Source organism: Anaerospora sp., from assembly GCF_032013335.1.
Classification (GTDB): Bacteria; Bacillota; Negativicutes; order Sporomusales; family DSM-15969; genus Anaerospora.
In genome coordinates this window covers 70331-83809 of record NZ_DALZUO010000012.1, presented here as the reverse complement: position 1 = coordinate 83809, position 13479 = coordinate 70331, and the positions used below count along the sequence as shown (strand labels likewise).

8 protein-coding genes are annotated in these 13479 nt (G+C 46.8%); 2 read left to right on the top strand and 6 right to left on the bottom strand.

Translation table 11 applies throughout. The features are described 5' to 3' along the window. Positions 1 to 906 carry a LysR family transcriptional regulator gene (locus RTR76_RS11600; RefSeq protein WP_312520817.1) on the top strand — a complete coding sequence of 302 codons (906 nt, stop codon included), beginning with the start codon at positions 1 to 3 and terminating at the stop codon, positions 904 to 906. A 132-nt stretch (positions 907 to 1038) separates the two neighbouring features. On the opposite strand, the gene RTR76_RS11595 is transcribed toward RTR76_RS11600, so the two are convergent. From RTR76_RS11595 to spoVK, 6 genes are all read right to left on the bottom strand, one after another. Continuing rightward, positions 1039 to 2760 carry an ABC transporter ATP-binding protein gene (locus RTR76_RS11595; protein WP_312520815.1) on the bottom strand — a complete coding sequence of 574 codons (1722 nt, stop codon included), beginning with the start codon at positions 2758 to 2760 and terminating at the stop codon, positions 1039 to 1041. A 636-nt stretch (positions 2761 to 3396) separates the two neighbouring features. Continuing rightward, a complete protein-coding gene (locus RTR76_RS11590) occupies positions 3397 to 7881 on the bottom strand; it encodes an autotransporter domain-containing protein (RefSeq protein WP_312520813.1) in 4485 nt (1494 codons plus the stop codon). A gap of 998 nt (positions 7882 to 8879) precedes the next feature. Further along, positions 8880 to 9302, bottom strand: coding sequence for a VOC family protein (locus tag RTR76_RS11585; RefSeq protein WP_312520811.1), 423 nt, complete (start codon positions 9300 to 9302; stop codon positions 8880 to 8882). 1045 nt (positions 9303 to 10347) lie between these two features. After that, positions 10348 to 10941 carry a hypothetical protein gene (locus RTR76_RS11580; protein ID WP_312520809.1) on the bottom strand — a complete coding sequence of 198 codons (594 nt, stop codon included), beginning with the start codon at positions 10939 to 10941 and terminating at the stop codon, positions 10348 to 10350. Continuing rightward, positions 10922 to 11527, bottom strand: coding sequence for a GTPase domain-containing protein (locus RTR76_RS11575; RefSeq protein ID WP_312520807.1), 606 nt, complete (start codon positions 11525 to 11527; stop codon positions 10922 to 10924). The genes RTR76_RS11580 and RTR76_RS11575 overlap by 20 nt, the downstream gene beginning before the upstream one ends. Beyond that, positions 11524 to 12483: a stage V sporulation protein K gene (spoVK, locus tag RTR76_RS11570; RefSeq protein ID WP_312520805.1), complete on the bottom strand. Its 960-nt coding sequence runs from the start codon at positions 12481 to 12483 to the stop codon at positions 11524 to 11526. Before spoVK ends, RTR76_RS11575 begins: the two co-directional genes overlap by 4 nt. Positions 12484 to 12705: 222 nt before the next feature. Here spoVK and RTR76_RS11565 point away from each other — a divergent pair, with 222 nt between their 5' ends. Next, the gene (locus tag RTR76_RS11565) at positions 12706 to 13365 is read left to right on the top strand and encodes a cytochrome c biogenesis protein CcdA (protein ID WP_312520803.1); all 660 of its coding nucleotides are present in this window, start codon (positions 12706 to 12708) and stop codon (positions 13363 to 13365) included. The last annotated feature ends 114 nt before the right edge of the window (positions 13366 to 13479 follow it).

Genomic DNA, 13479 nt, shown 5'->3' with positions numbered 1-13479 from the left:
ATGGATATCCGTCATCTAGAATACTTTATTGAAGTTGTACGCCAGGGAAGTTTCAGTAAAGCTGCTAATACCTTGAATATTACTCAACCATCAATTAGCAAAATGATTAAATGTTTAGAGGAAGATCTGGGTGTCACATTGTTATATAGGCAAACTAAGCACCTTGAGCTAACCGATGCTGGTCATGCCGTTCTTGAAAGAGCGCAGCAGATCGTTTCTTTATTTCAGAATCTTTCCGGTGATCTTGATGGAGTTTTTAATCTTGAGAAGGGAAAGATTAACATTGGGCTTCCTCCTATTGCGAGCTCCACTATATTTCCACAGATTTTTGGAGAGTTTAATAAAGCATATCCCGGAATCAACATCCAGCTTTTTGAATTCGGTTCAAAACGCGTTGAAGTAGGAGTACATGAAGGCTCGCTCGATGTTGGTCTTATCTGTTCCAACACAAGCAAGCCCGATGCTTATGATCTTTTGCCAATGGTAAAAGATCCCCTTAGGATTATCATTCCGCCTTCACATCCTTTAGCCCAATACTCAACTGTTGACTTTTCTATGCTTTCAGCAGAGCCTTTCATTTTATATAACGAGGATTTCAGCTTGCATGACCGTATTATGGAGGCTTGTGCAGCAACCGGCTTCGAGCCGCAAATCATCTGTAAAACTTCCCAGCGAGAGTTCATGATCCGGATGGTAGAAGCTAATGTGGGAATCGCCCTTCTTCCAGGACATATCTGTGACGAATTAAATAAAACATCTATTCTATCTCTGCCTCTCACAAATCCTGAAATCTATTTGCAATTATCAGTAATTTGGAAAAAGGACCGTTATCTCCCTTTTGCCGTAAGAAAATGGCTAACGTTTATTGCTAGATATACACAATTAGATACGATTAAATTTCAATAATAAATGGTTAAATAAAAGCGGCCTTTCCTCAATTGAAGAAAGGCCGCTTTTATATCAACGAGACTGGCGATGAGTACATTTTAGCTCCACGAGATCCAGTGCCGTGGCTTGCATAGCTATAAACTGAGAACTTTAAGAACTGAATTGAAGCCTGTATAGCTTACTATATAATCCATCAGACTTAACTAATGCTTCGTGATCACCACGTTCTACGATCTTGCCTTTTTCCATTACAAGGATTAGATTCGCACGTTGGACAGTTGATAACCGGTGAGCAATAACAAAAGATGTTCGCCCCACCATCAGCCGGTCAAGTGCTTGTTGTACTAGCAGCTCGCTCTCGGTATCCAATGCAGAAGTAGCTTCATCAAGAATGAGTATCCGAGGATTTTTTAGAACCGCTCTGGCAATTGCAATCCGTTGTCGCTGTCCGCCGGACAGTTGGGCTCCACGTTCCCCGATCGGAGTTTCATACCCATCAGACATTTCCATGATGAATTCGTGCGCATTTGCCACCTTGGCCGCTGCGATTACTTCCTCCCTGGAAGCATCTAAGTTTCCATACGCAATGTTTTGATATATTGTACCACTGAAAAGAATTGTCTCCTGCGGTACAATACCAATTTGCTCACGAAGAGACTGCAAGGTAACTGTATGAATATCGATGTTATCAATACTAATCGAGCCAGCCACAGGATCATAGAACCTGGGGATGAGATTTGCTATTGTAGTTTTTCCTGCGCCGCTAGGCCCGACAATAGCAATTAGCTCTCCTGATCTAGCTTCGAAAGAAATATCCGTTAAAACCTGCTCTTCTGGTTTGTATGCAAATGAAACATTGTTAAAGGTTACATGTCCCTCTACGGTTGATAACTCTTTAGCATCCTTTACATCTTTAATTTCCGGTTCTATATCAAGCACTTCAAATATTCGCTGCGCCGCCGCCAAGGCCCGCTGAACATCTGTGTATACATTACTTAGCCGTTTGACAGGAGTGGGCAGGTTAATCACGTATACGAGAAAGGAAATAAGGGCTCCAGAAGTTAAATTACCGTTTATCACTTCGTGTCCACCGAACCAAATGATAGCTGTAATGCCAATGGTCGATAATATATTAATGATGGGTGTAATGATAGCCATGACTTGAACAATTTTCATTTGCGCTTGAAAGTTTCGCAAATTTTCATAATCAAAGCGCTCTAATTCGTAGCTCTCACGGGAAAACGACTTAATAACCTTAACGGCTAAGATCGTTTCCTGAAGAAATGCAGTAATATCGGCAGCCCGCTCCTGTAAAGTGCGGCTCTTCATTCGCACTTTATGACCGGATACATTTACGGTATATAAGATGAGCGGAAAAGTAACAAACATCAACAGAGAAAGCTTCCAGTCAATATATAGCAGTAAGATGATCGACCCGACCAACGTTACTGAGTGATTCACGAAATCAATTACATTATTAACCAATGCTGTTTGCAGTGCAGCTACGTCATTAGTAATGTAGCTCATTATCGTACCAATAGGGCGCTTTTCAAAGAATAGCATCGATAGTTTTTGAAAGTGCTGATACAAATCTCTGCGAATATCAATAATAATTTTTTGACTGGAATAAGCCATAAGATAGGTTTGTCCATACATAAAGATGCCCTGAAGTACGATTAAGAGTATGACAGTACCTGCAATTAAATTCAGTGTATCAGCGTCCTTTGTTGCCAAAACATCATCGATTACATTACCGATAATTTTCGGTAAATACAAATTAACCGCTGAGGCTAAAATCGTACAAATTAGAGCACTTACTATTGCCAAACTGTATGGCTTTATGTAATGCCAAACGCGGACATAGATTCCCAATAGTATCCACCTCATTGTGAAATTCGCCATACGGTTAGTATGCCTGGTCACTTCCAAATCTACTATTTCATATATTTGTGCTGGTTTTTTATTAAAGCCGACTTGTAGGATCTTCATTTAGAGCAAACAATAGCCCTTTCAAAAGACTGCTGTCTTAGTAATAGCGGATAGCTGCTGGCAGCCTCCTGCGCTCCCAGATGGCAACACGGGGACAAACAGGTCCTCATTAAGCCACAGGCAAAAAGTAATGCAAGAAAAGCCGCCAGACTGCATTCCATACAGCCTCTGAAATTTCAAACTATCAGGCCACATTTTCACCGTTACCGATGGTACGGTTCTCCGTTCGGGTCAAACGATGCAGACTATGAGAAATGAGACCTCCTCATTGCCCTCAGAATTTCATTTCCTCTGGTTTTATTTTGTTTTTACTAGCATAAAAAAATCTCCCCCTATAATAGACAATTTATTTTTTCATTGTCTATTATAGGGGGAACATATCATTTTAGTGCGACAGCCTCTTAGTTATTCATTCACAAGGATACGTTCAGTAGCTCATGCATGGTGAGCGCCACCTTGGCATCAGCTTAATCACTTCTATCCGCAGCAGTTTGGGGCTCTTGCCCTAGCCTTGTCATCTCAGAACTTCATGCTGAGGTTAACTTTGAAGGATTGATCAACGAGATGGTTGGCGAACTGCCCGTTGTAGGAGATGCCAAGCGTTGCGGTCGGTGAAAGCGTGAAGTCGAGACCTGCCTCGACCACAGCGGCGTCACGGGCGATAGGTACGCCGCCGGTCATGAATGTACTCGAGCCCGAAGCATAGCTCAAGGTCGCCGTCGGGATTGTGTCACCATAGGCGTGACGCCAGCCCAGCAGGCCCCGCGCTGTCATCGCTTTTTTGCCCAGATTGACGCTGGTTGTAGTACGAAGGCCCAGAGTTGTGAATATCGTATCCATTGACACTCCCGATCCGGTGAGCGCCGCCGCGCCGCCATGCTCGCGCAGACCGTTGGCGTCAAAGTTCACATAGGACAGATTTGCGAACGGTTCGAACTTCGTAACACCCTTCTGGGCCCCGTAGCTCAGTTCCGAGAACGCCTGGAACGTCCCGGCATTGTAACCGTCGCTCAGGCGATCCGAGAAGCCGGGGAACGACACGCTGCGTGTCGTGTCAATATTATGCCAGGTATAAGCCAACCCCGAACGGAGCCCGAGCTGCCCCCAGTCCGATCCGCCATAAAGGCCAAGATGATAGTTGTCGCTCGAGCCCGAAGAATGACGATCCTTCACGTCGAGGTTCGTATGGCTGTAGCCCGCGACAGCGCCTAACCGCCAGGTGCCGAACGCCGGGATATCCGAGCCGAACAGGAAACCGCCTGTTGAGCGATCCATCTTTGCCGCATTGCCGTTACCGCCGGTATGGCCCCACGATCCGAGCGCCTGGCTCCAGACACTGTGTTCATTTGCTTTCATCCTCAGTCGATCGTTCATCGCATTGCGCACGAAACGGCTGTCCTCAATCAGTGTTGTCGCAACCGATGCATGAAACTCGCCCGAAAGCTGGTCGAAGGCATAGCGCGCCTGATCTGAGGACAGGTTCAGCACGGCATCATAGATGGAATTGCCAAGCGTGAGGCTCTCCGTCCCCTTGCCGGTGGCGATCTGATTCGCTGTTAGCCCGATGCCGTCAAAGCTCACATTATTACGTGTCAGGCGCAGATAGACATTGTTAGCATCATAGGAGAGCAATGGATCGAGGAAGGCAAGGTTCGAGGTCACCCCGTCCGTAAACGTGCCGCTTACCCCGTTGGTGGCTGACAGGATGGTGTAGGTTGTCGCTGGTGCGTAGTTTCCTGTTGCGGCCAGGACCTGAACTGAGCCGCCATTGATAGTGGCTGTGCCCGATGCGCTGATCCTGTCTGCTTGTCCCGCTGCATTCGTCTCGACTTCGTAGACCGAGCCCGTATCGAACGTGATATCACCTGCAACATTGAGCGTGCCGATTGAGTTGCCAGGTGCAATTACCCCGTTCATGGTGAGGTTGCCGACCGTGCCGGTACCCTGAAGGCGGCCACCCGTCTGGATATCCAGCACACCGCCCAGCATCCCGTTCACTTTCAGGGTGCCTGTCTGAACTGTGGTTGTACCTGCGAATGTCCCGCTATTGCCCGTTAGCGTTACCGACCCCGATCCGACCTGCCGGATCGCGCCTGCTCCTGTGATCTGGCCGTTAAAGGTCACGCCGTCGGAACGATCAAACGCCAGAATGCCGTTATTGACAACATCGCCGGTGATCGCTCCTGCAGTTCCGCCATTACCAATTTGCAGCGTACCGCCGGAAATGGTCGTACCGCCGGTATAGGTATTTTCCTTGGTGAGAATAACGGTGCCGGTTCCATTCTTCAGCAGGCTCCCGGTACCGGAAATAACATTGTTATATGTCCCAGCGAATGACTGATCAAACGCAACCTGTCCATTATTCGCAACGGAACCGCCAAGAGCCGTTGTATTGCCGACGAGTTGACCGTTAAGCACTGTCGTCGCTCCGGTATAGGTCAGAGTACCGGCCATGTTCACTGTGCCTGCACCATCCTTTACGAGATCGCCAGAGCCGGAGATATTGCCGGCAAACGTACCATCCGTGTCCTGATCGATTAGCAACGTAGCGTTGTTGACAACATCACCAGTCAGGTTATCGGTTGTGACGGAAAGCGTGCCGCCAGAGATAGTTGTACCGCCGGTATAAGTATTGTTGCCAGTGAGTGCCAGCGTTCCGGTGCCCGTCTTGGTGAAGCTGCCCGACCCGGAAACCGTGTTCGCCAGAGTCCCGCTGCCATCGACGACGAGCGCACTGTTGTTGGCGATCGCACCGCTGCCGAAGCTGGTGGCGGTACCTGCCAGCGTGCCGCCGGAAATGGTCGTGCCGCCGGTATAGGTATTGTTGCCGGTGAGCGTAGTTACGCCGTTTTCGGCAATAATCCGCCCTGCGCCGGAGATATTGGCGCCAAGGGCATAATTGGTGTTTGTATGGTTGAAGATGATCTCACCCGTGCCGGACCCGAAGGCGATACCGTGGGTGGCAGTGACAGTGCCGGCAGCTGTGGCGGGCTGCCCCTCAAGCGCCCCAATCACCAGTTTGCCTGAGCCGCCTGTATAGGCGATGCGGATCTGGTTGTCCGCCATGATCGAGGCGCCGTTTGCGACGACCACCGACGCATCCCCGGCAAACCCGATATAGAAATTGCCGAGCGTTGGGGTGGTCAGCCTCGAATTGGCCTTTGCCCAAAGCTGGGATCCGGTGCCAGTCACAACGACGCTGCCTTGCGCATTCGGGTCCATGCCGACCCCGACCGTACCGGCCCAAGCCGTTGCGCCGTCAGAGATCGTCAAGTTGCCGTTACCATTGACGGGGCCGGTGTTGGTCGAGCCGCTCTGCCCGCCAACAAAGATTCGCTCTTCGCCGACAAGCTGGGTATCCGCCCCAGTCACCGTCATCGTGACCAGTGAACCGCCACTTGCACCCACATAGGTGCCACTAGTGTAGACATTGGCGCCTGCCGAGACCGTCACCGTGCCGCCATCAGAACTGAGCCAAGCCGAACGATTGGCATCGTTCGGATCGCCGATTTCCACATGCGTGCCGGCTCCGGTGAAGGTGATTTGCGCGCCTGCGCCTGCATAGATCCCGGATTTGAGAATCCGAGCTGTTGCACCGTCAGAAACCGTCAACGAGCCGGTCGAGCCTGCACTGCGGGCAACAGCGACGCCAGCGTTGTTCTCCCACAACGTGCCTGCGCCTGCTACCGTCATCGTAGCCGAACCACCGTTCTCGCCCAAGGATAGACCGCCACCCGTGATGCCAAGCCTGCCGCCACTCGAGATCGCCAGCGTTCCAGATCCACTGCTGCCCAGAGAAATCGAGTCGGCGGAAAGCGACGAGTTGGCACCAGTCACCGTGATCTCTCCCGTCGCGCCGGCGTCATAGCCGGCCGTCACCAGTCCCGTCGATGACAGCGATCCGCCGCTTTCGACCAGAACCGAGCCAGAGGAACCGCTGGACTGACCGATGTTGACCGCAGCGAAGCTGGCGGCGCCGGCATCAGACACTGTCAGCGACCCGGCACCCTTAAGACCAACATTCAACTGATTGCTGCCGGTCCAGCGCGAGCCGGACCCGGTCACGGTCGCCTGGCCGGTCGCACCTGCCTGATTGCCGATGTAGATGTTGTCAGTAGTGAGCGTCGCACCGCTCTCCACGAGCAAAGTGCCTAAAGCACCGTTTGTCTCGCCGACCTGAAGGGACGAAGAGAAGCTGCCGGTTGCGCCATTCTTCAACGTCAGGTTTCCCATGCCGTTTTGTCCGACCGATACAGGTCCAGTCGCTGTCAATGATGAGCCGCTTCCGTCGATTGTCACGGATCCCGTGCCTGCGACTGGGCTTAGGTAATCCTGACTCCCGAGATACAGGCCAGTGGTGCTGACCGTGCCGCCATCCGTGACATTGACATGGCCCGTCCCTCCGTTGATTCCGACAGTCGCGCCATAGCTTGTCCAACGGCTTCCCGATCCCGTCACGGTCACAGTACCGGTCGACCCGACAGCGCCTCCGATGTGCTCGTATCCGCTGTTGGTGGTCAGGATGCCGCCGTTGCGGATGGTCAGCGTGCCGGTCGAGCCGCTGTCACTGGCGATTTGCATTTGGTTGGCCGCCGTCACCGCGCCGCCATCTGCGATGATCAACCCGCCCGTGCCCTGCCGTCCGACAACAAGTTTGCCGGTGTTCGCCCAGTTTGAACCAGAGCCGTTCACGGTCACCGTGCCATTGCTGCCTGCGTTGTATCCGATGTTGCCGTTCGTTGCGCTGACGGTTCCGCCATTCTCAATGGTCAGCGTACCTGTGCCCGCATTCCCGACATATAGGTCGCCAGTATAGGAGGTCGGTGTATTGATGGTATTTCCAACTGTGTCAATGATCTCGTCGCTAGCCAGCGCCTTTCCTCCCCAGGAAAGGGTTAAAGATAGCATAATAGAGGCTAGAAGAAAGCGCCGCTTGATCCGGGTAGGTCGAGTAAGAAGCGAGTACTGATTTGCGGCAAAATCAAGCTTTGATAAATTTGCCATATGAAACCCTCCTAAAAATTTATATGGTATGTATATAATTATTAAACGAGATCACCTCCTCGTCGTGCGAACGTTATGCGCTTCATATATATTTCACAGAAGCTTTGGCAGGGGTAAAAGAGTGCCTAGGTGAACTATAATTTGCTATATGTAATATTTGTTAGCACTTTTAATCAATTACTAGTTAATATAATAATATCATCATAAAACGTCTAAAATTATAAATATTTTCTTGATAAATCAACGTTTCCATTGATCAAATGTGTCAACTATCTTTGTTTAAAAAACCGGAGCGCCGACTGGGTTAAGACCACAGTCGGCGCTCGTCTAGTATATATAGTTCAAACTCTTTTATAATAGCCATTATAAAAATCGCAACATCCTGAGGATTGTTGCGATTTACAGGACATTTAGGGCAGATACCTTTCCCCAGCCTACAGAAACGCAAAGAAGCCTCAAATCCTGCTAAGATTTGAGGCAAATTCAAGCACCGTTACCAGTGTTACGGTATCGGTTAAGATTCATAGATAATTAACTATCCCTTTTTTCCTCTCAAAGTCGTATGCGTTCTTCAAAACTCACTTCTTTGTGCACTTGATGCAGCATCCATTGATGGCCGAAAGGATCACTGAAACTAGCATTCGACACTCCATAATCCGCCAATTCAGTCACTGGCTGAAGCTCTGTGCAGTCCGCGCTGATGGCCCTTGAAAATGTTTATGACTTCATTTTCACCTTTTGGAAAGCTTGTAACCTCAACACGTTAAAGATCAAATACTTTTTCGTATAATTCCAATGCTGTCAAGCTGTCTGTACTAACCATATCAATTTCTACACCGGTCATGTTAAGCCCCCTTAAATAAAATCCGTCATTTCAATTCTGCTATAATTGGTACTCGCTATTCTCACAATAAAGTAATTTCACTTATGAACTTCCCATTGTGCTCGTTCTCAGACAAACAAATTGGAATTTGCATATTATAATAAGGTTCTTGAAGCTAAACCCGGTTGGGCGCTTCTTCGGCAACAATATTCCAACTTACGCCGTACCTATCAGTAAGCCCTGCATGAAATGAGCTATAAAATGTAGCGGTCGGTGGAAGAGTGATTTTAGCGTCAGTACTCAATACATTGAAAATTTTTTGTGCCTCTTGTGCTGAGGCTACTTTTGTAGTCAATTTTATCATATTACCTTTGTACACTGGCTCTGCTATTTCATCTGCAAACCAAAAGAATGTATCACAGATATTCATTTCGGCATGCAAAATCCAGTCTTTCAGATTTGCCGGCGGGGCAGTAACACCCTCCGGTACATAATCCCCATATGGCAGTGACATCAGAACTTCACTATTAAAAACAGTCTGGTAAAACTCCAATGCCTCATTGCAATTTCCTGCAAATGTGATATAAGGTGTGACCATGTTTTTACCTCCAGTTATTTTTTATGGGTAGACAAAGTCCTGTTTATCTTCGCATTATAAATATTGCACATTAACTATGAGAAAACCTCATCAATTTTATCCTCCAATTGAGCAAGAACCAGCGACCATGCCTGTCCCTCGATTCTTCATCTGGAAACCCTGCATGGTTAATCATAACACTGTTCCAATCTCAACCTTTTTTAATTCTACAGTCACAACCCGTTTCAGAACCTTTAGTTCCATCAGCACCCGTTAGCCATGTAAGTTCAACCAGTTGGTCAGGCACAAGTCGAAGAAAACAGCATAGTGAGGATGGCGCTTCCCTTCAAAGGCTGTTTCAAAGTAAAAAACAGTGGAACCTGGTTCTGCAAACCAGAGGTCAAACTGTTCAATCCAAGCTCAGTACAATACACTGAGTGGAAACTCTCTACAGAAAGCCTAAAATGTCCCGCTCTCCCCGTCGGGCTGAATTGTCAAATGAGTATCCGGTATTCACTGCTAAGCTGCTCCCGCTAGATTTAACAGTGAAGAGGACTTCATAGTTCTATTATGCATCAATTTTATTTAAATATCGACCTATGCACTATCCTTTACATCTTCTATTATACCAAAAAACCCGCGAATTTCGCGGGTTGACAACGTATTACCATCCTGTATTTTTTAGAGATTCTAACTTAATGTTTTCTTCCTTTGTCTGAGGGAATATAAACCATATTTTCCCACAGCCATGAAGCCAGGCAATTTACCCGGCTGGCACTTTTGTGTGTCAAAAAATGTTTTTGCAAGCAACCGCTCTTCTTTATTTACAAGATAGCTTTATCATATTTCTTTTCTTGTTTCATTTTGAGAAGGCGGTTCCACTTTCATTCCTTCGCCGGATGTTGAGACAATCTCCCGGCAGAGCAAACAATAGCCCTTTTCAAAAGACTGCTGTCTTAGTAATAGCGGATAGCTGCTGACAGCCTCCTGCCCTCCCAGAATTCGCCCTCTTCTTTTCCCTATTATGTACCCGATAAAAAATGCTGTTATAAATACCAAAAACAGCTCAAACATAATGTTTTACCGCAGTCCATCGTAATAATCCCCCATAGACAAGCACAATCCCTGTTAACACGGGGACAAACAGGTCTTCATTAAGCCACCAGGCAAAAAGTAATGCAAGCAAAGCCGCCAGACTGCATTCCATGCAGCCTAGACGGGAGGCAAAGTTTCGCCGGCCACTTTTGGAATCAATTTTTATATCAATACAGTCATCAATAAGCTGAACTGCGATAACAAACGATAACGAAAAAAACGTCATTTCCCAGCCAAATAGGGCTAAACATAGTAGTAACGTCAATAAAGATTCCTGCCAGCCAGTTAAGCCTAGCGGAAACCGGTTTTTAAAATCATTAAACATACCTACGATATAACTGGCGAAAAACAAGGACAGACTGACGGACGAATGAATGGCAGCTGCAATACTAATAAAAAAAATAGCATAAAACATAGTTCCTATTCCCAATAGTTCAGTCCAATTAGCCTGCCCTGTCAGGCGGTCCTGTTCCTGGTCTAAATAGTCATCGGCAAGCTTTATTGCAAAGGCACAACACGATACGGCTGTGACAATACAAGCGAAATTATATATTGCGGGCCACATAGGCTTTCACCTCTTTGAATCCATCACTATGTAGTGCTGAAATAGGGATAATTTGCGCATGCGGAAATTCAGCTGTCAGCCTGGTGATAGTTTCTTTAACCATTGGCAAATCCGTTTTATTTGCCAGCATGATATAGTTTTGACGAGCTGTGCCATACTGATAGATCTCCTGATCAATCTGGTTGTTACCCGGAGCTTCACTTTTGCGCATGCGTGATAAATCAATAACATGCAGAATGAAATCCGCACAGCGAACTAAGCCTAAAGTTTGGGCCATTGCGCACCGAATGGATTGATCGCTATGTATTTGTTCAGATATTCCGCAAGTATCGGTTAATTTAAAGGTAACCGTTGCCTTCCCAATCGGCATTTTGAGTACCATTGACTGCAAAAGACGTGTCTTATGTAATGCCATACTGCATAATTCTGTTTTTGCATCTGCAATTGACAGGTGGCGGCAGGTCAACAGACCATCATAACTGCGAGCTGTAATATCAACTGATTTACTGCCAAGAAAACTTGCGAAATTGAGTGCAAACAGAGTTTTTCCAGAATTGGGATAACCAACTATGACGCACTCTTTCATGTCTTCACCTCCGTTAGATCAGCGATTTCCAATAGCATTAACTCTTCCCGTGTTATATGAGATTTCGTGATTAAACGTACAGCCTGCTTTCGAATGGCTTTTTCAATCATATTTCTTACCGTTCTGGCATTTCCGAAATGATTGTCTTCTTGTTCTTTAGGCGATAGTAATCGCTTCAAAAGTAAAAGCTTTGCCTCGTCACTTAATTGATATTGACGCTGCAGACACATTTTTTCGGCAATTTTCATTAATTCATTTTGACTGTAGTCAGCAAAAGTAATTTGGATGGGAAGTCGTGAGCGCAAACCGGGATTTGTTTGCAGAAATGTTTCCATTTCATGTTGATAACCGGCTAGTATGAGTATAAAGTCATCTTTCTTATCTTCCATCGCTTTCACAAGACAGTCAATTGCCTCTTTTCCAAAGTCCTTTTCACCGCCCCGGGCAAGTGAATATGCTTCATCTATGAACAATATCCCTCCTTGTGCTTTTTTTAATTGGTCTCTTGTCTTTTGTGCAGTATGACCAATATATTCACCAACAATATCCGCTCTTTCAACTTCGATTAAGTGTCCTCGATTTAATACACCCATTTCACGAAACAACTTCCCAATGATACGGGCAACTGTTGTCTTACCGGTTCCTGGATTTCCCTTAAAAATCATATGTAAAACCATAGGGTCTGCAATTAGCTGCTCTTTTTGTCTGCGTTTTTGTATTTCAATAAATGCATGTATTTCACGAACCAAACTTTTGACTTCTGTTAAACCAATTAAACTATCTAATTCACGAAAGATATCTTCCAGTTTTTGCTGAGGAGCATTTACTGTACTAGTAGTTCCAGATTTTGATCTCATGTCCATTTCCCTCAATTTTCGAAAGGCTTCAACAGGAGATATTGCACCATCAGCCATAGCTGTTAGCACATCTTGAGGCCAAACTGTTGTCATATTCATCACCCCGCCTCAGAGTCATCGGTGATATATAGTATATGCCACTGTGTCTAAAGCGTGAAAGGAGCTTTCCCAACGACGTGCTTAATTACGGTAGCACTGAATAGGGGCAGCTGGTTTCGCATTTTTTACATGGTTTACCATATAAAGGATTGCATGATAGGTTCACTTGTCAGCATATGTATAATAATGCGTACTATCAATAAACTGAGGGGGACTGCATGAATGGAACTGGGCTATGCTGCGCTTTTCACCGCTTTCACCGCCGGCTTTTTTTCCTTTCTTTCTCCCTGCGTGTTAGCTGTTTTGCCAGCTTGCACAGCATTTCTGGGCAACACAGGAAAAGCCGAGCAAATTCCCCAGAGGTGGCAATTATGGATGAATATGAGTATCTTCTTGAGCGGCTTTATCGCAGTCTTTCTTGCAATTGGTGCCGGCGCAACCTACCTTGGCTATGCCTTGCATAATTATCAGCACATCATTGGCAAAATTGGTGCAGCATTTATGGTAATAATGGGCTTGCAGCTTAGCGGATTCATTTCTTTTTCTTTCACAAGCCATAAGTATCACTTGCGTTTCCCTGCTAATGCTAACCCATGTGGCATCTTTCTACTGGGAGTAGCCTCCACGGTTGCCTGGACACCTTGTAATGGCCCCTTACTTGCACCTGTATTACTGTATGCTAGTACTTCTCCATCCTTATTAAAAGGAGTTGCCTTTTTTCTCGTATATAGCTTAGGTTTTTGCCTGCCCTTTGCATTGCTGGCAGTTACATTAGAGCGGTATATAAGTAAGATACGTCTCTTTTCAGGCAGGTTACATGTTATACAGCGTACCGCTGGCATACTGCTGGCAATCGGTGGAGTTCTACTCTTTTTCGATTGATTGGTTGAATGACGGATCATGATGCGGGAAGTGTCACTTAAAGCCGATTGTGGTCCATAGGTAACACGAAAGTAAGCACACCCTCTGCTGAAACATTTCAGAGGATGTGCTTAC

Coding starts and splice junctions, on each gene's coding strand:
- RTR76_RS11600 (WP_312520817.1), top strand. CDS start 1: ATGGATATCCGTCATCTAGAATACTTTATTGAAGTTGTACGCCAGGGA.
- RTR76_RS11590 (WP_312520813.1), bottom strand. CDS start 7,881: ATGGCAAATTTATCAAAGCTTGATTTTGCCGCAAATCAGTACTCGCTT.
- RTR76_RS11585 (WP_312520811.1), bottom strand. CDS start 9,302: ATGGTCACACCTTATATCACATTTGCAGGAAATTGCAATGAGGCATTG.
- RTR76_RS11580 (WP_312520809.1), bottom strand. CDS start 10,941: ATGTGGCCCGCAATATATAATTTCGCTTGTATTGTCACAGCCGTATCG.
- RTR76_RS11575 (WP_312520807.1), bottom strand. CDS start 11,527: ATGAAAGAGTGCGTCATAGTTGGTTATCCCAATTCTGGAAAAACTCTG.
- spoVK (WP_312520805.1), bottom strand. CDS start 12,483: ATGAATATGACAACAGTTTGGCCTCAAGATGTGCTAACAGCTATGGCT.
- RTR76_RS11565 (WP_312520803.1), top strand. CDS start 12,706: ATGGAACTGGGCTATGCTGCGCTTTTCACCGCTTTCACCGCCGGCTTT.